This is a genomic window from Labrys sp. F242, assembly GCF_057813875.1.
Genome location: NZ_JBVASG010000005.1, coordinates 134,548 through 154,424, shown reverse-complemented (window position 1 = coordinate 154,424; position 19,877 = coordinate 134,548). Strand labels below are relative to the sequence as shown.

Below are 19,877 nucleotides of genomic sequence, written 5' to 3'. Positions count from 1 at the left end.
TTCGGCTAATCCAGACCCTTTCCTGGACGGCAGCCGACGATGACCAGCCTGATAGCGGAGGCTTTGTCCAGAAAGGCTGGCAGGCGCTTTCAGCCAAGATAGAATTTGAAAAATCAAGATCTAGGGACGAATTCCGATGCAAGCAGATTCCTGCTGGCGTGGATGGCTCATCTGTCATCAGGTTCGTGCTGATTCGTCTGGCGTTCCAGCCATTTCTGCGCACTCAGCTTCCGGCTTGGGCTGAGCATGCGGTAGAGCGCAATGAGATCGGCCTCGTCCGGCGACAGGGTGGTCTCGATACGCTCCTCGGCGAGCCCGTTCAGCAAGGTGTCTTCACCGACACCCAGGGCCTGGCACAGACCGGCCAGATGCTTGTTGACACTGCCTTCTCTACCGGTTTCCCAGAAGGCAACCGCCGCGCGCGAAACCTCGACGGCATCGGCGAGTTGCTGCTGCGTCATGCCGACGGCCTGTCGCAGTGCCCGGATACGCTTCCCGAGCTCGGCGCTGGGCGAAACCTTCTGCCCGGCCTCGTCATCCTGATCTGTCAAGTCAGCGTTGTTGTCAGCGATCCAGCGCCGGAATTCACTGCGGGAGGCCTCTTGCGGCGTATCATCGGCAGACTGGGGCGTCATGCGGTAGAGCACCTTGCCCTTGAAGACGTCGACAACGACCCGTCCGGGATTCTCGCGATCAGGAGACATCCAAACCTGGCCAGGCTGCAGGATCGTGGCATAGCGCATGCCCCTGAAAAGCATGCCAGCCAGCCCTGTTCAAGGGCTGGCTGTTCTTGTCGTCGAAATTGTTAGCCGTTCAGTGCGACATCCGCAGAGGCGTCACCGTCGACCGCATAGGGACCTGCCGCCAGGATCTGGAGACCCAGCATGGCGATGGCGTTGGGAGCGCGCTCGCCGAGCGGAAGTACGGCATCGCCGTCGGTCCAGCGGCGTGCGCCTTCCTGCACGGACCACCCCGGCAGATAGCCGTCCACAAGATGGGCATCGATCTCGCGGCGGACATTGCCGTCCTGCAGCGTGACGCCACCCACGAGCACGCCGAGGAAACGGCGGTCATCAACATAGGGTCCGATCGTGTCGGCCGGACGGCTGGCACGCGAGACGATGCGCACCGAACGCACATTCGAGGGGATCATGAACAGCGCCATGCCATCGGCTTCGCGAGCCTGGCGGATGATGCGTCCGCTCTCGGTGACCAGATGCAGATCGGCTTCGCGCGTCAGCACGGCTGGCTGCGACTTCAGCGGATCGTTGCGCAGGGCAGCCCGGGCCTCGATGGCACGGAAGATCGGCTCGACGAAAGCGCGGTCGACGCAGAGCGGCGCCGCGGCATCAACAGCCCAATCCCTGACCTTGCCGGGGAACGGCACCACGCCGTGCTGGGCAACGAAGTTCTTGCGGTTGCCGGTGTCGAGATAGCTCTCGGAGAGCATGCCGTTGGCATGGATGATGCCATGCTGGGCCAGCTCGACATGGTAGTAGGTGTAGGTCTGGAAGGAGCGGTCATAGAAGATGCTCCGGCCATTGACCAGCATGCGGATCGGCACCAGCTTACCTTCGAAGAAGAAGCTGTGCTCGGCCGTGACTAGCAGATCCTGATAGGGCACGCCCTCGGCAATGGCATCCTTGAGGATGCGGACGGGGTAGCCGCCCATGTCCATGGGATACACCGGGTTGCTCAGAACATGGCCCGAGCCGATCCAGGTGACCGGACGCAGTTCATCCTTGCCGTTGATGGAAACGAAGACTTCGTCGCCGACACGGATATCTTCGATCGCAACTTCGCCGGTAGCCGTACGGATCAGCGTGCCGGCGAGGAAGCAGACGATGGCCTGGTCGGTGACCGTCAGAGTACTGCCGTTCTGACCAACCGTGAGAGGGCCGTTCTGGCCGACGGTATAGGTACCTGCATTGAGAGTCTGACCTGCAATGGTGACAGTTGCAATCGTTCCATTGCTGCCGTTCAAAACGGTGATGACCTGATTGCCACCCGAATTGGTAACTGTGTAAGTGGCTGCCGTACCAGCGGTATTAATAAACTCTAGATGGTTTAGACCATTGTTCGTGGCGAAGCCGTTGATTGTGGTGCCGGAGAGATTGATGAGGGTATTACCGCCATTAACGGTGAAGGTGCCCCCACCAGGACCATAGTTGATGGTCGTGCCATTCAAAATGCTGGTGAGGTTATTGCCGTTGGTGAACGAGCCGCCATCGGTCAGCGTGACGTTCGTTCCATTCAAGGCGCTCACATTGAGGTTATTAGCCAATGTGGCGCTGCCGCCGGTAACATTAATATTGGTGTTGCTCAGCAGGCTGACAGCGGTGGAGAGTGTAGCCGTACCGCCAATATAGACATTAGTGGTCCCGAGAGCATTCGCAACCAGAACGACATTCGCATTAACGCCCGGGGCGACGGCATAATTCGACGTGCCGAGCAAACTGACAAGGTTAAGTGTCGTGCCGTTGGTCGTTGCAACATTACCATTAGGAACGCCAGTAAGGTTGGTCGTACCGTTCTGGCCACCGCTAATGTTTACGGTTGAAGTAAATGCGCCTTGGGTAATGTTATAGCTGACGCCGCCAGCGTTAGGTCCAAAAATAGGCATTCATTCCTCCTGCATCCCTCGGAATTTCAGCCTGACCCCCACGGCCACCCGTACTTCCGATTAGGTATTGCGTACGCCTTTTGGAATAACACAGAAAGTTTGTTTTTTGCAAACATAAATTTTTCGACGCCGACATATCAACATGACGAGGCCTAAATCGCGCTTGGCCTGCTCAGCCGCCTTGTTCGACAGCCGCTTTGACCTGCCCGTAAATATCGAGGTCGGCCTCGAGCAGCACCTCCGTCTCCGGCAGCCCGCGCAACCGTTCCGACAGGGCCTGCACCGGTGGCAACAGGGGCGCGATCTGCACGGCGCCCTGCGGCATGCGCATGATCTGTTCGAGATCCTCGGCGAAGGCATGGGGACGTTCGCGGATACCGACGACTCCGGCAGTGGCGAGATTGGCGAGCGCCGTCGCCACGGCGCCGCGCGGCAGCAGCCCCTCGAAGCTCTCGGCCGCGAGTTGGCGGGCGAGCGGATTGGATAGGATGGTAATCACCTCCCCCGGCATCTCGGCGAAGGCTCGGACCAATCCTTCCGCGTCCGTCTCCAGAGTGGCAACGAAATCGATGGCGGGCTTGAAGACGGAGAGATCACGCTGTCCCAGCAGGGCATCGCCATATTTCGGCACCAGCTTGAGCGCCATCAGCCGCTCGGCCAATTCGTAATAGGGATCGTGCAGCAGGGTCACCCAGGTAAAGCGTTCATAGATCAGCGCGTCATATTGCTTGAGGGTGAGCCGCCCGCTCACATAGAGCGAATGCGCGTGCTGCAGATGGAAGATCTGGGTTGCCGTCTCGGCCCCCAGCCGCTCGATGCCGCGGTGGAAATAGTTGAAATGCTGCTTGAGCGCGGCATCGAGCCCCCAGAGCGGAAACAGGTGGGTCTCCAGCCTGAACAACCGGTTGGGCAGGCCCTCGTCATCGAGATTGCGGCGATAGATCAGGATACCGCTTTCCTCGTCCACCACCTCGACATAGCGCAGGGCGCCGAGGCCGGGGACATTGGCGTCGTTGAGCAGGAAACCGCACAGGCCGTTGAGGTGGCGGCCCGCCGTCACCAGGGCCGGACGCGGCTCGCTGCAGCGGATTCGCGCCACCACCTGCCCGGCAACGAGAACATGCAGGATCGGCGTCTTTTCGTAATCGTCCGGAACGACATAGCCGGTGATCTCACCGCCCTCGTCCGATTCGATATTGAACAGCATGACCTTGCCCGATTCCTGGAGCAAAGTGCGCTTAGACGGAAACGCTTGTTTGCTCTCACTCTTTGGTTCCAAGCCAATCCTACGGATTGGCTGGAGTCTCTTTGCGATTCTTGGCGATTACGCCAAATCGCGAAACGCTTTAAGCTGGGTTTTTCGGCCGCATTGGCTTCACCACAGCAGCGACTCCTCCTCGAGCACACGCAGCAGATATTTGCCGTAGCTGCTATTCTCGACTTTCTTGGCGAGGTGGCGCATCTGATCGGCGTCGATCCAGCCGCTCGAAAAGGCGATCTCCTCCGGGCAGGCCAGCCGCACGCCTTGCCTGTGCTCGAGAACGCGCACGAATTCGGCGGCCTGCAGCAGGCTGTCGGGCGTGCCGGTATCGAGCCAGGCATAGCCTCGCCGCATGCGCTCCACATGCAGGTTGCCGCGCTCCATATAGATGCGGTTGATGTCGGTGATCTCGTATTCGCCGCGCGCCGAAGGCTTGATGGTCCGGGCGATGTCGACCACCTCGGCATCGTAGAAATAGAGCCCCGTCACTGCCCAGTTGGATCTGGGCTGCTTGGGCTTCTCCTCGATCGAGGTCGCCACCGCATTCTCGTCGAAGCCGACTACGCCATAGCGCTCGGGATCGGTGACGTGATAGGCGAACACCGTGGCGCCCTTCTGGCGGGAGACGGCCGAGCGCATCAGGCCGGGCAGGCCGGCACCATAGAACAGGTTGTCGCCCAGGATCAGCGCCGAGGGCTGCCCGTCGACGAAGTCGGCCCCGATGACGAAGGCCTGGGCCAGGCCGTCCGGACGCGGCTGTTCGGCATAGCTCAGCTTCAGGCCCCACTGCGTGCCATCGCCGAGCATTTTGCGGAACAGCGGCAGATCATGCGGCGTGGAGATCAGCAGGATTTCACGAATACCCGCCTGCATGAAGGTGCTGAGCGGGTAATAGATCATCGGCTTGTCGTAGATCGGCAGCAATTGCTTGGACGTGATGCTGGTCATCGGATAGAGCCGGGTGCCGCTGCCGCCGGCCAGAATGATACCACGCATGCTCAACAAATTCCTTGATCAAGGCCTCACGGACGGCCGATTGCGATAAACACGCCCTGGCATCAGGGCGAAGCAGAAGAGGATGAGCCGGTGCCGGCGCGCGCGCCCAGCAGGCGGGATACGCAGTCGCCGACCGAGGCGCGCCAGTCGGGCAAGACAATGCCGTAGCGCTCCTGCAGCTTGCCCGTATCCAGCCTGGAATCGGCGGGGCGGCGGGCCGGCGTGGGGTAATCCTTGGTGTCGATCCGCCGGACGCGGGCCGAGGGGCCGCCGGAGGATGCCGATGCCGCAAACACCGCCTCGGCGAGGTCGGCCCAACTTGCCTGTCCGCCGCCAGCGACATGGAACACGCCGAACAAGGGGGTGTCAGCCGCCTTCTCGTCCACGACTTTCTCGTCCAAGACCCGCCGGGCGATCCGCAGCAAGGCCTCGGCGAGATCGAGGGCATAAGTCGGGCTGCCGAGTTGGTCGGCCACGACGCCGACCTCGTCGCGCTCGCCGGCGAGCCGCAACATGGTCTTCACGAAATTCTGCCCATAGGGCGAATAGACCCATGAGGTGCGGCAGATGACATGGCGCGGATTGGCGGCGGCAACACGCAGCTCACCGTCATGCTTGGACGCGCCATAGGCGCCGAGCGGACAAACCCGATCCTCCTCGCGATAGGGATGCTGCCAACCGCCATCGAAGACATAATCGGTCGAGATATGCACAATCGGCACGCCGAGCCGCTGCGCGGCCTGCGCCACAAGCCCCGCACCGGCGGCATTGACCGCATGCGCCTTCTCCGGCTCGCTCTCGGCCCGGTCGACTGCCGTATAGGCGGCGGCGTTGATGATCACGTCCGCGCCCGTGCCAAGCAGCGCGGCCGAAACCGTCGCCGCCTCGCTCAGATCAAGTTGGGGACGGCCGAGACAGACGATATCCACGCCCGAAGACGCGCCGACGGCCCGCAGGGAGTGAGCGAGCTGCCCCTCCCTGCCCGTCACCACAATACGCATCGCGAAACCTCCTAAGCCGCTTCCTCTTGACCGGGCCATGGCACAATCGAGAGGAAGCCGCAGGATATTGAACATTTGCAGGGTTTCTCGATGAGGCTCATCCGCAGGCCTCATCGAGAAATCCTGCTTGGATCCGACAGCCAGCAGGCTCAGGCGCTGACGAGCCCCAGCCGTTCGCCGGCATAAACCCCCGAGCGGATCGGGCGCCACCACCAATCATTATCGAGATACCATTGCACCGTATGCCGAATGCCGGATTCGAAGGTCTCGACGGCTCGCCAGCCCAGATCCGTCTCGAGCTTGTCGGCATCGATGGCGTAGCGCTGGTCATGGCCCGGACGGTCGGGCACGAAGGCGATCAAATCCCGTCGCGGACGCGAGCCGCCGACAAGGCCATCCAGGACATCGCAGATGGTTTCGACGACACTCAGATTGCTACGCTCGCTACGCCCGCCGACATTATAGGTCTCCCCGGGCCGGCCCGTCCGCACGATCGTCCACAGGGCACGGGCGTGATCCTCCACGAAAAGCCAGTCACGCACATTGCTGCCATCGCCATAGACCGGCAAAGTGCGGCCCTCCAGCGCGTTGAGAATGACGAGCGGGATGAGCTTTTCGGGAAAGTGGTACGGCCCGTAATTGTTCGAGCAATTGGAGATCAGGACCGGCAAGCCATAGGTGCGCATCCAGGCCCGTGCGAGGTGATCGGACGCCGCCTTGCTGGCCGAATAGGGCGAGCTCGGATCATAGCGCGTGGTCTCGGTAAATAGGCCGTCGCTGCCGAGCGAGCCATAGACCTCATCGGTGGAGACATGCAGGAAGCGGAACGCGTCGCGGTCCCGACCCGAAAGCGTGCGCCAATAGGCACGGGCCGCTTCCAGCAGGGTATAAGTTCCCACGATATTGGTCTGGATGAAGTCGTCGGCTCCGGCGATCGAGCGGTCGACATGACTTTCGGCGGCCAGATGCATCACAGCGTTCGGGCGGAAAGACGCCATGACCGCATCCAGCTTCAGCCTATCGGTGATATCGCCGCGCATGAAGCGATAGTTTCGTGAGCCGGCTATCGAACGCAGCGAATGGGGATTGCCCGCATAAGTGAGCTTGTCGAAGTTGAGAACCTCGACATCCCCTTCGCCCGCCAGCAGGCGCACCACAGCCGAACCAATGAAGCCTGCACCGCCTGTCACCAGAACACGCATCATGCGACGCCTTCCCGTTCATGATCGTAGAAAAAGCAATCCGGCAAATCCTTCAGGGCCGGCAGTTCGAGGTCCTTTGCCGAAAGGACCGGCCCCTGCGCCGGCACAGGCCAATCGATGGCAATGGCCGGATCGCTCCACAAAATGCCGCCGTCGTCGGCGGGGCTGTAGTAATTGGTCACCTTGTAGGCAACCAGCGTATCCGGCTCCAGCGTGCAATAGCCATGCGCGAAACCGACGGGCACCCAGAGCTGGTCACCGTCAGTGCCATCGAGACGAGCCGAAACATGCTTGCCATAGCTAGGCGAGCCCTTGCGAATATCGACGGCAACATCGAGTATCGCGCCCCGAATGACCCGGATCAACTTGCCCTGCGCCATCGGGGAGCGCTGGAAATGCAAGCCCCTCAGCGTACCGACTGCCCCGGATAGAGCCTCATTGTCCTGAACGAACTCGACATCAGCCACCTGCTGACGAAACGCGCGTGCATTGAAGACTTCCGAGAAATACCCACGCGCATCGCCGAAGCGCCTCGGGCGGACCCGCACCACTTCGGAAATGGACAAACGCTCAATGATCATCAAACTGGCACTCGTCAGAATTTATAATGATTTATTTGAAATTCATTGCAGGTGTCAAGTTTATATTTCTCGTTAATGTGAAAAATAAAGTAGAATATAATTACATTATCGAACGGCGCCGTATTAAATGCAAATCTAAATAAGACACAATATTACGTACAATATAAATAAATATATATGACTTCATAATGTTATGACTTAACTTAAGTATATTTCTTTGTAAAAATCAATAATTAAAATATAAAATTGTAATCTTCAGAGTTATATTTTGACTTCGCTATTTTTTAGGTCAGATTCATAAAAATTAATATATGATTTTTACAAAAAATCTCTACGCAATGCAAAAATGTTACTAACATGTACAATATATAGAAAAAAACATCGCGTTAATCAAATAAACCTTTAGGGAAATTTGCGATAATCCGAATATATGCACACTCCGCCCTGCAATTGCTCAAGTCACCGCCGGTGGATACCTCTTCAATCCCGCGGCCTTCCGACAAACTTCGCCAATTAATCAAGTATATTGAAGAAATGGGTCTTTCTGTTTCCGTTTTCAATTCAAGGCCTTAGGCCGCGCGTCGACCGAAACAGGCCCTGATCACCCGTGAGGAATAGAATGAATGAACCGCGGAAATCGCGTTCGGAAATCGGCCAACTCTTCTGCCCGTCCGAAGACGATTGCCTTCGCAAGAGCACAGCGGAGGAGCCGGATAACGCCATCACCGGTTCACGTAGCGCCCGAACCGCAAGGCCTGGCAGACGAAGCGGTCCGCCGCGGCAATCTCAATCCGCCAGCGGATGCAGGTCGCGCACCATCGACTTCACACGCTCGTCGAGGACATGGGTGTAGATCTGCGTGGTGGCGATATCGGCATGGCCGAGCATCATCTGTACGGAGCGAAGATCGGCGCCGTTCTGCAGGAGGTGGCTGGCAAAGGCATGGCGCAATACATGCGGGCTGATGCGGTCGGCGCGAATGCCAGCGCTCGCCGCCAGCAGCTTCAATTCCCGCGCGAAATGCTGGCGCGTGAGATGGCCGCTCTCGCCGAAAGACGGGAACAGCCAAGGAGAGGCGCCGTCCCTGCCCGCCTCCGCGAGCAGGGCAAGATAGGCCCGCATGGCCCGCCGGGCAGCCTCGGTGAGCGGTACCAGCCTCTCCTTGGAGCCCTTGCCCACCACGCTCAGCATGTCGAGCCCGGGCCGGGCCGCGGTACGCTTGAGGCTGACCAGTTCCGAGACGCGCAGCCCGGAAGCATAGAGCGTCTCGAGCAAGGCGCTCATCCGCGCTGCCCGCAGACGCTCCGACAAAGGACGGGCGGCATCCTCGATCCCCTCGGCCGCCGCCGCCAGCAGGCGATCGACCTCCGCCTCATCCAGCACCTTGGGCAGGCTACGCCCCCGCTTGGGGCCGTCGAGCACACCGGTCGGATCGTCGGTACGAAAACCTTCGGCATAGAGGAATTTGTGCAATTGCCGGATCGCCGACAAATGACGGGCCAGGGTTGTCGCCTTGAAGCCGAGGTCCGTCAGGGCGGCAAGATGCGCCCGCGCCTCGTCGGCGCCGGCGGTGGCGATCGCCCCGCCCCGGCCCCGCAGGAAATCGCTGTAGTCGGTGAGATCGCGCCGATAGGCCTGCAGCGTATTGTCGGCGCCGCCACGCTCGGCGGACACCATGTCGAGGAAGGCATTGATCAGGCGGCTATCGCTGGCGGGCTTGGGCATGGCGTCAGCCTAAGCCCGCCGAGGTTAACAGCCGGAAAACCGCGCCGGCTATCGGCAGCTCAATAGCCCAGTGCCGCGCGCAGTTCCGCCTTGGCCGGCGCGAACTCGGCCTTGAAATCGTCCTGGCGCATGATGGTGACGGCGATCACCGAGCCGGATATGCGCCCCATCTCGATGTCAGAGGGGTAATGGATGCCGGCGACCAGGCGGCTATGGCCGTAGTCCCAGGCCCGCGCCATGATCTCGGCACGCTTCTCGGGAACCATGTCGGCGAGGACGATGCCCATCAGCGTGCCGAGGGTGGTGTGGCCCGAGGGATAGGCGCCCGAACTCGACATCTTCACCACCGGCTTTACGATGTCGCTCACCATATGCGGGCGCGGCCGGTTGAGGATCTTCTTGGCCGGATCGACGACGGCGGCTTCGGTTTCGACCACGCGATCGAAGAAAGCGGTGAATTTCGGCAGCTTGGCCTTGTCGAATTTGGGCCCGAACAGCTCGCCGGCAAAGCGCCAGACGGTCTCCTCGTCATCGGCCTTGGCATGGGCGACCATCTCCGGCGTACGCTCGACCTGGAGAGTGAGGATCTCGGCGAGCTCGGCCTTGGTCTTCGCCGAATCCTTGGCCGGCGGCGGCGGCAGGATGGTGACGAGATCGATGGTCTTGGCATCGGTGAAGGGCCTGGCATCTTCGGCATTCGCGGGAGCGAAAGCGGCCAGCGCCAACATGGCGGCGGCAGCGAGAATCGTGCGCATGGAGCACTCCTGTGCATGGGGGCCGCGCCCGCATGGCAGCCGCCGATGACAGCAGGATGACGCTGCTTTGCGCCATTCAGAAATAGAGCGGGTGGTCTTCGAGAGCCAAGGCGATCACCCGAAGCGAGGCCGCGGCCTGCAGGTGGGCATTCGGGCTGGTTTCCTTGACGATGACGGCGGCAAGTTCCCTCAGTGCCCCGATCATGTCGCGCAGCAGCTTGGCATGCGGGATGCGGATGGCCAGGAGGCGGGCGAGCCGCACCAGCATCTCCGAGACGGCGGCGGCATGGTCGGGCTCGATCTGGCCCTCGCGCAGAAAGCGGCGCAGACGCAGGATTTCCAGCCCCATGGTCACGGCGGCCAAGCTCCCGTCCAGCACATATTGGCCCTTGCTGCCCACCCGCTCCAGCGGCGCCATCAGCTGGTTGATGCGGTCATAGGCCAGACTCTCGAAAGCCGAGGGCTTGGGCAGGCGCTCATGCAGGCAAAGCCGGGTGAGATCGGCCCGGAAGGCCTCCACCACCCGCTCGACCACGCTTTGCGGCCGGCGGGGCAGCACCACCGCGAACACGGCAAGGCTGAGCAGCCCGCCGCCGAGAACCGCGACCGCCGCATTCAGGAAAAGCCAGGGCTCGGCCACCATCGGCTGGCGCGGATTGAGAAAGAGCAGGAAATTGATGGCGAAGGCAGTGGCGATCGGGGTGAAGCGCGGATTGGCCATGCCCAGCGCCGCCGGCAACAGCACCAGACCGATCAGCGCCAGCAGCCAGGGGAGCCCCGGCAGATGCGGCAGCACGAGCTGACCGACCAGGAAGGCGGCCGGCACCGAATAGGCAGTACCCTTGAGGAAGTCCCAGGCCGAGCGCAGCGGATTGGGCATGGTGGCGAACAGGCTCGACATCACCGCCACCATCACAGCCGCGCCGGCAAGATCGGCCCAGCGCGTGGCGATCCAATAGGCTGTGACGATAGTGGTGGCAATCGCCGCCCTGACGGCATTGACGACCGCCACCTCGGTGTCGCGATCGATGGTGAGGGCCGGCAGCTTCCACTGACCGGGTGGATCGGGCGCGCGCAGCCGCAGGGCGGCCAGCCCCTCCAGCACCAGGCGGATGGCCGTAAGGAACTCGATCAGCAGGGTGATGCGTGCCGCTGCCGCCGCACGGTCCTCATGCGGCTGCAGCGGCGCGCCGCGCATCGCCTCGGCCTCCCGGCAGAATTCCTCGATCTGCCGCCGCCAGGGGCGGACGTCCTGGGTGAGCCAGTCGCCCTGGGCGATGCCGTCCAGCATGGTCCTGATGCGGTTGAGCAGCGGGCGCCAGCTCGAATCCGGGGCGCTGGCGTGGGCAAGCAGCGTGTGCACGGCCGAAATGGCCGAGAGCATGTGGCCGATCGTGTGCCGCGCCATGCGGCCATGCGTCACCAGGCTCGGTGCCTCCAGGCGCGCATAGGCACGCATGCCGGCCAGCGCCTCGATATCGACGATCAGACGCTGGTAGCGGGCGTCGAGTTCAGCCTTGGCCGTGCCGCCGATGGCGCCCGCACCATAGAGCGCGATCTCCCTCAGGCTTGCTCCCGCCCGTTCGACCAGCAGGTCGCGGGCAAGCTGAGGCAGCAGCAGGCGGCTCGCCAGCCCCGCGCAAACGATGCCGAGCATGATCTCGATGCAGCGGGCCGCGGCCAGTTCACCAACGAGATGGGGATTGTCGAAAGCCGGCAGTCCGATGATGGCGGCGGTGTAGCCGGCCAACACCGCCCCGTAGGATTCGGGATTGCGCAGCATGGAGGCTACGAAGGTGCACAGGCCGATCCACACCGCCAGCATGGCCAGGAAAAGCAGATGCTCGCTGCCGGTGAGCTTGACCATCGCCACCGAGGCGAGCGCGCCGATCAGCGTGCCGGCCAGCCGGAACAGGCCCTTGGCGAGCACCATGCCCGCGACGGGCTGGCTGACGATATAGACCGTCATCATCGCCCATTGCGGTTGCTCCAGCCCGAGCGCATAGGCGATCGCCAGGGCGAGGAGCCCGATGGCGGTGGTACGGAATGCAAAGATCCAGTCGGCCCGCGGTGGCAGGACCAGATGCGGCAGGCGGGACGACAGGCGCGCGGGAAGCAAGGTCGGGCGAGACATCAGACCGGCCATACAGGGTTTGTCGCTGATTTGGTACCGGATCATGACGCGAGATCATGAAGGGCATCCTACCGCCGAGGCGGCTATGCTCGGCGCGGCAGCATAGGAAACGATCGTTTCCGAATCCCTCCTCGCCTCACCAGATCCCGGGCAGCATGCGATAGCGCACGCGCTCGGCGTAGTCGGCATAGCCTGGCAGGCCGCCCATCAGCGTGTGCTCCTCGATGCGGGAGCGGATCGCGAACGCCAGGAAGAAAACCGGCATCATGGCAAGGCCCCACCAGGAGCCGATCAGCAGCGGCGTGCCGATGAAATAGAGCATGACGCCGGCATACATGGGATGGCGGATGACGGCGTAGGGGCCCGTCGAGATCACGTGATGGTGACGCTCGGCCTGTACCTTGACCACTGGTGCGGCGAAGGAATTTTCGCGAAACACCCACATGATGAAGAGCGTCGAGGCCAGATAGAGCACCAGCCCGATGCCCTGGAGCAGGACGGGCATGGTGGAGGCCTGCAGGCGCCGGTCGAGCCCGATGACCACGAACCAGGTCATGGCGACCACGAGGAAAACCCGCATGAACCATTTGTCTGCGCTGGGCTGCTCGGGCGCTTTCAGCCGCATGCGTTCGGCCAGCAGACCGGGATCGGTCCTGGCAAGCCACAGGCCGGAGGCGAGGCCGACAATGAGGGAAACGACCAGGTAAAACCAGGCCGAAGCCCAGTGCAGCGTGCCGGCCGAGAGGAACAACACCAGGGCCATGATGCCGACGAACACCAGATTGTGCAGGACCAGTTTGACGATCATGGGCACCGTCTCCATTGGGTGGCGCCATCATCCCGCACGTCTTAGGCAAAAATGTAGTTGTCCGAACACGAAGCCTGAACGGGAAAGCCTGGCCGCCGAACACCGGCGCCGCCTTTGTGCGGGACTGCCTTCCGCCTGCCTATGCCTACGGCTTGCTGCCTATGCTAGGGCTTGGCCGGCTCCTTCGGAGGCTCCAGGTTCTTGAGCGGCACATCCTGGCTCATCGGCCGTGTCGCTGGCTTCACATAGGTGCCCAGCACATAGACGAGGCCGAAACCGGTCAACCCCAGCAACAAGAGAATGAGAAGGAAGCGGAAGAGGCTGGGCATGAGGATCCTGAACGCAACGGTGCCAGGATAATGCGCGATTCAGGGCAGCGCCATGGCGTTGTGCCGTCCGCGCGCCCGTGAGGCTCTTGCATCGAGGCCCCTCTCCGGTTCATTAGAACGATGAACTTGTTGATGCAGGACGATATGAGCGGCTTTGCGACACCTCCTGTCCCGGCCGAACGCGAGAGGAAAGTGGCGGAGGCCCTCGCGGGGCGGTCGGTCGTGCTGGTGGGTATGATGGGAGCAGGCAAGAGCGCCGTCGGCCGGCGCCTGGCGGGGCGGCTCGGCCTTGAATTCCGCGACGCCGACACCGAGATCGAAGAAGCCGCCCAGAAGACCATTTCGGAGATCTTCGCTGCGGATGGCGAGACCTTCTTCCGTGACAAGGAGCGGCGGGTCATCGCCCGGCTGCTGGCCTGCGAAACGCCGATCGTGCTGGCGACCGGCGGCGGCGCCTATATGAATGAGGAAACCCGCGCCCTCATCGCCAATTGCGGTGTTTCGATCTGGCTGAAGGCGGAACTCGATGTTTTGATGCGGCGCGTCCGTCGCAAGCCGACCCGCCCACTCCTGCAGACGCCCGATCCGGAAGGCACGCTGAGGACGCTGATCGAAGCGCGCTACCCCGTCTATGCCGGGGCCGATATCACCGTGCTCTCGCGCGACGTTGCCCAGGAGGCGGTGCTGGAAGATGTCGTCACCGCCCTCGAACACCATTTGTCGACCGAAAGATCGGATAGATCCGCATGAGCCAGCCCATCGTAGTTCCCGTCGCGCTGGGCGCGCGCTCCTATGAGATCGCCATCGGCCCGGGCCTGCTCGCCGAGGCCGGCCGACGTATCGCCGCCCTCGCACCCAAGGCGCGCCTCGCCATCGTCACCGATGCCAATGTCGCGGCCCTGCACCTGAAGACATTGGCTGACAGCCTCGATGCCGCCGGGATCGCGCACCAGACCATTACGGTCACACCCGGCGAGGCGTCCAAGAGCTTCGCCACCTTCGCCGAGGTCTGCGAGGGCCTGATCGCCACCCGGGTCGAGCGCGGCGATCTCGTCGTCGCCTTCGGCGGCGGCGTGGTCGGGGATCTGGCCGGCTTTGCGGCGGCGGCAGTCCGGCGCGGCATGCGCTTCGTGCAGATCCCCACCAGCCTGCTGGCGCAGGTCGATTCCTCGGTGGGCGGCAAGACCGGCATCAATTCCCGCCACGGCAAGAACCTGGTCGGCGCCTTCCACCAGCCCAGCCTGGTGCTGGCAGACACGCAAGTGCTCGACACCCTGTCCAAGCGCGAGTTCCGCGCCGGCTATGCCGAAGTCGCCAAATATGGCCTGATCAACGACGCCCCCTTCTTCCATTGGCTCGAGGAGCATTGGCAGGAGGTGATGGCCGGCGGGCCGGCGCGCGAGAAGGCCATCGCCACCTCCTGCCGCGCCAAGGCCGGCATCGTCGCCCGCGACGAGACCGAGACTGGCGAGCGGGCCCTGCTCAATCTCGGCCACACTTTCGGCCACGCCCTGGAAGCGGTCACAGGGTATGATTCCGCCCGCCTCGTGCATGGTGAGGGCGTCTCGATCGGCATGGTGCTGGCGCATGAATTCTCGGCGCGGCTTGGCCTCTGCTCGCAGGAAACACCATCGCGCGTCGCGGCTCATCTCTCCGTCGCGGGCCTGCCCACCCGCATCGACCAGGTGCGGGGCGGGGTCGGCACGGCTGATGATCTGATGAACGCCATCCTGCAGGACAAGAAGGTCAAGCGCGGCAAGCTCACCTTCATTCTCACCCGCGGCATCGGCGAGAGCTTCATCGCCAATGATGTCGATCCCAGTGCCGTGACGGGCTTCCTGGCAGAGAAGCTCGCCGATGTTTAGAGGCTCCATACGAAGCCACTGCCGCCGGGTCATCCCGGACGCGGCGCAGCACGGGATGACGAAGAGCAGGCCTCTCGCAGCGCTCCCTCCTCGATCCCATAGGCGCTGACCATGCATCCCGAGGCCTGGTACTCGCTCTTCATCGTCTTCCTGCTCCTGCTGGCGGGCTTCTTCTTCGCGGGCTCGGAAACCGCCCTCACCGCCGCCTCACGGGCGCGGCTGCACTCGCTGGAGAAGAACGGCAGCCAGCGCGCCAAGATCGTCAACAAGCTGCTCGACATCCGCGAGGCGATGATCGGCTCGCTCCTGGTCGGCACCAGTATCGTCAACACGGCCGCGGCGGCTCTGACGACGGGCATCCTGCTCGACATCTTCGGCGATGTCGGAATCTTCTACGCCACCATCGTCATCTCGGTGCTGACCATCGTCTTCGTCGAGATCCTGCCCAAGACGCTGGCGATCAACTACCCCGAGCGGTTCTCCCTGGCCGTGGCCTGGCCTGTCAGGCTGGTAGTCGTGGTGTTCTCTCCCGTCACCGGCCTGCTCGGCTGGCTGGTGCGTGCCATCCTGCGCCTCTTCGGGCTCGAAGTCGGCAGGCATCCTTCCCTGCTCTCGGCCACCGACGAATTGCGCGGCACCGTCGATCTCCTGCATAAGGAAGGCTCGGTGGAGAAGACCGATCGCGACATGTTCGGCGGCCTGCTCGACCTGCAGGAACTCACCGTCGACGACGTCATGGTCCACCGCACCAAGATGTTCTCGGTCGACCTCGACGAGGGGCCTGCCCAGATCGTGCAGAGCGTGCTGGCCGCCCCCTATACCCGTATCCCGGTATGGAAGGACAGCCCCGAGAACATCATCGGCGTGCTGCATGCCAAGGACCTGTTGCGGGCCCTCGATGCCGCCGGCAACGATCCCCTCAAGCTCGACATCGAGGAGATCGCCCTGCCGGCCTGGTTCGTGCCCGACACCACCTCGCTGGTCGATCAGCTACGCTCCTTCCGCCGCCGCAAGCAGCATTTCGCCTTCGTGGTCGACGAATATGGCTCGGTGCTCGGCATCGTCACGCTGGAGGACATCATCGAGGAGATCGTCGGCGACATCTCCGACGAGCACGACCTGGTGGTGACGGGCGTGCGCCCGCAGGCCGACGGTGCCGTCAATGTCGACGGTTCGGTGCCGATCCGCGACCTCAACCGCGCCATGGACTGGAACCTGCCGGACGAGGAGGCCACCACCATCGCCGGTCTGGTCATCCACGAAGCCCGTACCATCCCCGAGGCCGGCCAGACCTTCACCTTCCACGGCTATCGCTTCCAGGTGTTGAGGAAGCAGAAGAACCGCATTGCCTCGCTACGGATCACCCCGATCGTGGCAGAGACGCCAGAGGGGTGAGAGCAGGGCGTGGCGCGCCCCAGCCATCCGGGCTCGCTGGGTGCGATGCCCGCCGCATAGCCGAGGACTTGCGGCCGTGCCGATCACCTGGCTGGAACAATCACGATCCGGGAAGTGCGCATTCTCCCTCGAAATCAGGCGGTTCCGAATGGGACAGGCGCGCTTCACTGCCCCTCATCCTCCGCCCCAGCCTCCCGTTTGGTGACATTCAGGATTTGCGGTATGGCGTATTGGCGATCCTGCCAGCGAGGTTGATGGTCCATTCCCAAGCCGACTTTCCACGCGATTGCACGCCTCGCGGGCGTTGGTACGGCGACGGTCGAACGTGTGCTGAACGGCCGCGGTGGTGTGCGGCCACGCTTGACCGAAAAGGTCATCGCAGCCGCGCGGGCGCTCGACTATCCGCGCCGGCTGCCGGAGCTGCACCGGGGTATTTTGCGGATCGACGTGATCCTCGTGCGGCCTGAAACCACCTTCTTTTCGCGCCTGTCACAGGCCTTCGGACGCATTGCCGCCGGCCTGGATGCATCGCTCGCCGTGCATCGCACCTTCATGGACGAGCATGATGCTGCCGCGATCGCCAAGCGCATCGCAGAGCCCGAAACGAGGCGGGCAGGCCTCATCCTCGCCGTACCTGACCATCCACTGATCCGAGCCGCCCTGGCGAAGGTCAGAGCCGAAGGCATCCCGGTCATCCAGATCGTGACACGTTCGGAGGGGACCGACGCTATTTATGTCGGCATCGACAACTACGCCGCCGGTCGTACGGCCGCGCATTTCCTGTCCCGGATGCAGCCGAGCCGGGGCTCTGTCATCGCCCTCTGCCACAGCCAAGCCTATCAGGTGCACCGCGAACGTATCCGGGGGTTCTCCGATTATCTTCAGGAGCGGCCTCGCGACGGCCTGTTCTTCGTTGCCGTCCTGTTCGGCCTGGATGACGCCGACCACAGTGCGAATAGGCTCGTCGAGGCCTTGCGGGCCTGGCCCGATATGGTCGGTCTCTACAACGCAGGCGGCGCCAACGCCTCGCTGTCGTCGGCTTTGCGCGGCCATCCGCGCGGCGGCGAGATTTTCTTCATCGGCCATGAACTTACCGAGCGCAGCGCCGTTGCGCTACGAGAAGGGGTCATGTCGATGGTAATCGATCAGGCACCCGAGGCCCAGGCGCGGCGCGCGCTCGACCTGATGCTGGCGCGCCTGGGCCTGGTCGGCGCGCCCCTTGCAAACGACCCCATCCGCTTCGTGACGATCACTTCCGAAAACCTGTGACGCTTGAGGTTCTTGATCTGATTTGATCAGGAAAGCAGCGGCGTGGCCTGCCGCCCCCGCCTATGGTTCTCCCGCCAGTTTCGGGAAGAGCACCATGGGAAAACGCATTACGGTCTATGACCTGCAGAGCCGGAAGGGTCAGAGAAAATGGCTGCAGCTGCATGTCGACAATGCGGAGGAAGCCGCTGCAGCGGTGGAATGCGGCATCGTCGTCCTCTCCTGCGAGCCCGATCATCATCTTGAAGGCATCCGCCAGGCCGCACCTGCGGCTTTTCTTTCGGTCGGCATGCCGCACGGCACCGTCGCCTCCCCCGAAGAAGCCATCCGTCTTGGTTTCCAGATGCTGAGACGTGGGGCGGATGCGATCTATTGTTCCCATTCGCCGCTTTTCATCGAGGCCATGGCCCAGGAGGGCATTCCGGTCACCGGCCATGTTGGTCTCGTGCCCAACCGTGGGACCTGGACGGGCTTTCGCGCCGTCGGCAAAACACCGGAGGAAGCGGTGCGCGTCTTCCGGGCGGTCAAGGATCTCGAAAACGCTGGTGCAGCCGCGATCGAGGTCGAAGTGGTGCCGGTGCGGCTGGCCGAATACATCACCCGCAATACGCCGATGATCACCATGGGGATGGGCTGCGGCTCCGCCTGCGATACCCAATACCTCTTCTCCAGCGACGTGCTCGGTACGCACGCCGGCCATTATCCCCGCCATGCCAAGCGCTATGCGGATTTCAGGGCGCTGATGTCGGAGCTGCAGCACAAACGCGTCGAAGCCTTCAGCGCCTTCGCCACGGACGTCGCCGACGGCACCTATCCCGAGCGCAAGCACCAGGTGGACATGGACGATGCCACTTACGAGCGCTTCCACGCGCTTGCACGATCAATCTGACGGAGCACCTCCATGGATGATTTGACCTTCGGCAAGCGCAACAAGCGCGGTGACTGGGCGCCCGCCAACCGCATAGAGATCGCACCGGTCTTCGTGCTGCCACCCCAGCCATTCGCCTTCCTCAAATGGCTTCCCCATTATTTCCTGCCGTGGAACCTGCTGTTCGCCGCTTCGGCCGTGGCCTACTGGTATTTTGCCGTGCCTGAGACGGAAGCTTTGAAGACGCTGCACTGGGGTTGGGTACTGCAGCTCTTCGCCATCAACTGCCTGGCGGTCTTCTTGTTCTACGGCGCCTTCGAGCTGCGTCTCTATATCCTGCGCCGGCAGGGCAATCGCTTCAAATACAACGGCAAATTCCCGGGCGACGCCAGCAATCCGGCTTTCCTGTTCAATAGCCAGAACCTCGACGGCATCATCCGTACCTTCGCCTCGGGCGTTCCGATCTGGACGGCGATCGAGGTCGGCCTTCTCCATGTCTCCGCCAATGGCTGGGGGCCCTGGGTACGCCTTGCAGAGCATCCCTGGTACCTGTTCTGCCTGGCACTGATCGTGCCGCTCTTTCACGAGGCGCATTTCTTTGCGATCCACCGGCTGATTCATTGGGGCCCGCTCTACCGCTTAATCCATTCCGTGCATCACAACTCGGTCAATCCCTCGCCCTGGTCCTCGCTTTCGATGCACCCGGTGGAGCAGTTGCTCTATTTCTCCTCGGCCCTGGTCCATCTGATCATCCCCTCAAATCCGATCTTGGCGATCTACCAGCTGCATTATGCAGGCTTCGGCGCCGTGGTCGGCCATCTCGGCTTCGACAAGATCGAGCTGGGCGAGGAGGCTGCGATCGATAGCCATGCCTATACCCATTACCTGCATCACAAATTCTTCGAGGTGAACTATGGCGACGGCCTCGTGCCTTTCGACAAATGGTTCGGCACCTGGCACGACGGCACCGCCGACGGCGATGCCCGCATGCAGGCTCGCTACGAGAAACGCAGGGCGCGGGCCAACGCCGAAAACACCGCCCAATAGCCAGATCAAGCGAGGGGATCA

18 protein-coding genes are annotated in these 19,877 nt (G+C 62.5%); 6 read left to right on the top strand and 12 right to left on the bottom strand.

The window, feature by feature from the left end; genetic code table 11:
• Positions 1-167: 167 nt before the first annotated feature.
• The 12 genes from ACZYTC_RS27210 to ACZYTC_RS27155 form a co-directional block, all read right to left on the bottom strand.
• Complete coding sequence (locus tag ACZYTC_RS27210) at positions 168-758, bottom strand: helix-turn-helix domain-containing protein (protein ID WP_488991001.1); 591 nt, start codon at positions 756-758, stop codon at positions 168-170.
• A gap of 47 nt (positions 759-805) precedes the next feature.
• Positions 806-2,623 (bottom strand): Hint domain-containing protein, encoded by a 1,818-nt coding sequence (locus ACZYTC_RS27205; protein WP_488991000.1) that lies wholly within the window; start codon positions 2,621-2,623, stop codon positions 806-808.
• Between the two features lie 172 nt (positions 2,624-2,795).
• Positions 2,796-3,830: a hypothetical protein gene (locus tag ACZYTC_RS27200; protein WP_488990999.1), complete on the bottom strand. Its 1,035-nt coding sequence runs from the start codon at positions 3,828-3,830 to the stop codon at positions 2,796-2,798.
• A gap of 168 nt (positions 3,831-3,998) precedes the next feature.
• On the bottom strand, positions 3,999-4,880 hold the full coding sequence (gene rfbA / locus ACZYTC_RS27195) for a glucose-1-phosphate thymidylyltransferase RfbA (RefSeq protein WP_434954994.1): 882 nt from the start codon (positions 4,878-4,880) through the stop codon (positions 3,999-4,001).
• A 62-nt stretch (positions 4,881-4,942) separates the two neighbouring features.
• On the bottom strand, positions 4,943-5,881 hold the full coding sequence (rfbD, locus tag ACZYTC_RS27190) for a dTDP-4-dehydrorhamnose reductase (RefSeq protein WP_488990998.1): 939 nt from the start codon (positions 5,879-5,881) through the stop codon (positions 4,943-4,945).
• Positions 5,882-6,030: 149 nt separating this feature from the next.
• Positions 6,031-7,083, bottom strand: coding sequence for a dTDP-glucose 4,6-dehydratase (gene rfbB, locus ACZYTC_RS27185; RefSeq protein ID WP_434959582.1), 1,053 nt, complete (start codon positions 7,081-7,083; stop codon positions 6,031-6,033).
• Positions 7,083-7,664 carry a dTDP-4-dehydrorhamnose 3,5-epimerase gene (rfbC, locus tag ACZYTC_RS27180; protein ID WP_434954992.1) on the bottom strand — a complete coding sequence of 194 codons (582 nt, stop codon included), beginning with the start codon at positions 7,662-7,664 and terminating at the stop codon, positions 7,083-7,085. The genes rfbB and rfbC overlap by 1 nt, the downstream gene beginning before the upstream one ends.
• A 786-nt stretch (positions 7,665-8,450) precedes the next feature.
• Positions 8,451-9,389: a site-specific tyrosine recombinase XerD gene (locus tag ACZYTC_RS27175; RefSeq protein ID WP_434954991.1), complete on the bottom strand. Its 939-nt coding sequence runs from the start codon at positions 9,387-9,389 to the stop codon at positions 8,451-8,453.
• Positions 9,390-9,448: 59 nt separating this feature from the next.
• Positions 9,449-10,144, bottom strand: a complete 696-nt coding sequence (locus ACZYTC_RS27170) for an acid phosphatase (RefSeq protein ID WP_434954990.1) — start codon at positions 10,142-10,144, stop codon at positions 9,449-9,451.
• Positions 10,145-10,220: 76 nt separating this feature from the next.
• Complete coding sequence (locus ACZYTC_RS27165; RefSeq protein ID WP_488990997.1) at positions 10,221-12,278, bottom strand: FUSC family protein; 2,058 nt, start codon at positions 12,276-12,278, stop codon at positions 10,221-10,223.
• Between the two features lie 136 nt (positions 12,279-12,414).
• Positions 12,415-13,086, bottom strand: coding sequence for a methyltransferase family protein (locus tag ACZYTC_RS27160; protein ID WP_488990996.1), 672 nt, complete (start codon positions 13,084-13,086; stop codon positions 12,415-12,417).
• Between the two features lie 164 nt (positions 13,087-13,250).
• Positions 13,251-13,415, bottom strand: a complete 165-nt coding sequence (locus tag ACZYTC_RS27155) for a hypothetical protein (protein ID WP_434954986.1) — start codon at positions 13,413-13,415, stop codon at positions 13,251-13,253.
• 132 nt (positions 13,416-13,547) lie between these two features.
• On the opposite strand from ACZYTC_RS27155, the gene ACZYTC_RS27150 reads away from it, so the two are divergent.
• The 6 genes from ACZYTC_RS27150 (at position 13,548) to ACZYTC_RS27125 (ending at position 19,856) form a co-directional block, all read left to right on the top strand.
• A complete protein-coding gene (locus ACZYTC_RS27150) occupies positions 13,548-14,165 on the top strand; it encodes a shikimate kinase (RefSeq protein ID WP_488990995.1) in 618 nt (205 codons plus the stop codon).
• Entirely contained in the window at positions 14,162-15,280 is a 1,119-nt protein-coding gene (gene aroB / locus ACZYTC_RS27145; RefSeq protein ID WP_454812599.1) for a 3-dehydroquinate synthase, read from the top strand. Before ACZYTC_RS27150 ends, aroB begins: the two co-directional genes overlap by 4 nt.
• Positions 15,281-15,391: 111 nt before the next feature.
• Positions 15,392-16,675: an HlyC/CorC family transporter gene (locus tag ACZYTC_RS27140; protein WP_434954983.1), complete on the top strand. Its 1,284-nt coding sequence runs from the start codon at positions 15,392-15,394 to the stop codon at positions 16,673-16,675.
• Positions 16,676-16,936: 261 nt separating this feature from the next.
• Positions 16,937-17,944 (top strand): LacI family DNA-binding transcriptional regulator, encoded by a 1,008-nt coding sequence (locus ACZYTC_RS27135; RefSeq protein ID WP_488991105.1) that lies wholly within the window; start codon positions 16,937-16,939, stop codon positions 17,942-17,944.
• 94 nt (positions 17,945-18,038) lie between these two features.
• The gene (locus tag ACZYTC_RS27130) at positions 18,039-18,830 is read left to right on the top strand and encodes a 3-methyl-2-oxobutanoate hydroxymethyltransferase (protein WP_488990994.1); all 792 of its coding nucleotides are present in this window, start codon (positions 18,039-18,041) and stop codon (positions 18,828-18,830) included.
• Positions 18,831-18,842: 12 nt separating this feature from the next.
• Positions 18,843-19,856, top strand: coding sequence for a sterol desaturase family protein (locus ACZYTC_RS27125; protein WP_488990993.1), 1,014 nt, complete (start codon positions 18,843-18,845; stop codon positions 19,854-19,856).
• Positions 19,857-19,877 lie beyond the last annotated feature (21 nt).

Bases quoted from the DNA above. Each gene is read 5' to 3' on its own strand.
- ACZYTC_RS27210 (WP_488991001.1), bottom strand. From the start codon at position 758: ATGCTTTTCAGGGGCATGCGCTATGCCACGATCCTGCAGCCTGGCCAG.
- ACZYTC_RS27205 (WP_488991000.1), bottom strand. From the start codon at position 2,623: ATGCCTATTTTTGGACCTAACGCTGGCGGCGTCAGCTATAACATTACC.
- ACZYTC_RS27200 (WP_488990999.1), bottom strand. From the start codon at position 3,830: ATGCTGTTCAATATCGAATCGGACGAGGGCGGTGAGATCACCGGCTAT.
- rfbA (WP_434954994.1), bottom strand. From the start codon at position 4,880: ATGCGTGGTATCATTCTGGCCGGCGGCAGCGGCACCCGGCTCTATCCG.
- rfbD (WP_488990998.1), bottom strand. From the start codon at position 5,881: ATGCGTATTGTGGTGACGGGCAGGGAGGGGCAGCTCGCTCACTCCCTG.
- rfbB (WP_434959582.1), bottom strand. From the start codon at position 7,083: ATGCGTGTTCTGGTGACAGGCGGTGCAGGCTTCATTGGTTCGGCTGTG.
- rfbC (WP_434954992.1), bottom strand. From the start codon at position 7,664: ATGATCATTGAGCGTTTGTCCATTTCCGAAGTGGTGCGGGTCCGCCCG.
- ACZYTC_RS27175 (WP_434954991.1), bottom strand. From the start codon at position 9,389: ATGCCCAAGCCCGCCAGCGATAGCCGCCTGATCAATGCCTTCCTCGAC.
- ACZYTC_RS27170 (WP_434954990.1), bottom strand. From the start codon at position 10,144: ATGCGCACGATTCTCGCTGCCGCCGCCATGTTGGCGCTGGCCGCTTTC.
- ACZYTC_RS27165 (WP_488990997.1), bottom strand. From the start codon at position 12,278: ATGTCTCGCCCGACCTTGCTTCCCGCGCGCCTGTCGTCCCGCCTGCCG.
- ACZYTC_RS27160 (WP_488990996.1), bottom strand. From the start codon at position 13,086: ATGATCGTCAAACTGGTCCTGCACAATCTGGTGTTCGTCGGCATCATG.
- ACZYTC_RS27155 (WP_434954986.1), bottom strand. From the start codon at position 13,415: ATGCCCAGCCTCTTCCGCTTCCTTCTCATTCTCTTGTTGCTGGGGTTG.
- ACZYTC_RS27150 (WP_488990995.1), top strand. From the start codon at position 13,548: ATGCAGGACGATATGAGCGGCTTTGCGACACCTCCTGTCCCGGCCGAA.
- aroB (WP_454812599.1), top strand. From the start codon at position 14,162: ATGAGCCAGCCCATCGTAGTTCCCGTCGCGCTGGGCGCGCGCTCCTAT.
- ACZYTC_RS27140 (WP_434954983.1), top strand. From the start codon at position 15,392: ATGCATCCCGAGGCCTGGTACTCGCTCTTCATCGTCTTCCTGCTCCTG.
- ACZYTC_RS27130 (WP_488990994.1), top strand. From the start codon at position 18,039: ATGGGAAAACGCATTACGGTCTATGACCTGCAGAGCCGGAAGGGTCAG.
- ACZYTC_RS27125 (WP_488990993.1), top strand. From the start codon at position 18,843: ATGGATGATTTGACCTTCGGCAAGCGCAACAAGCGCGGTGACTGGGCG.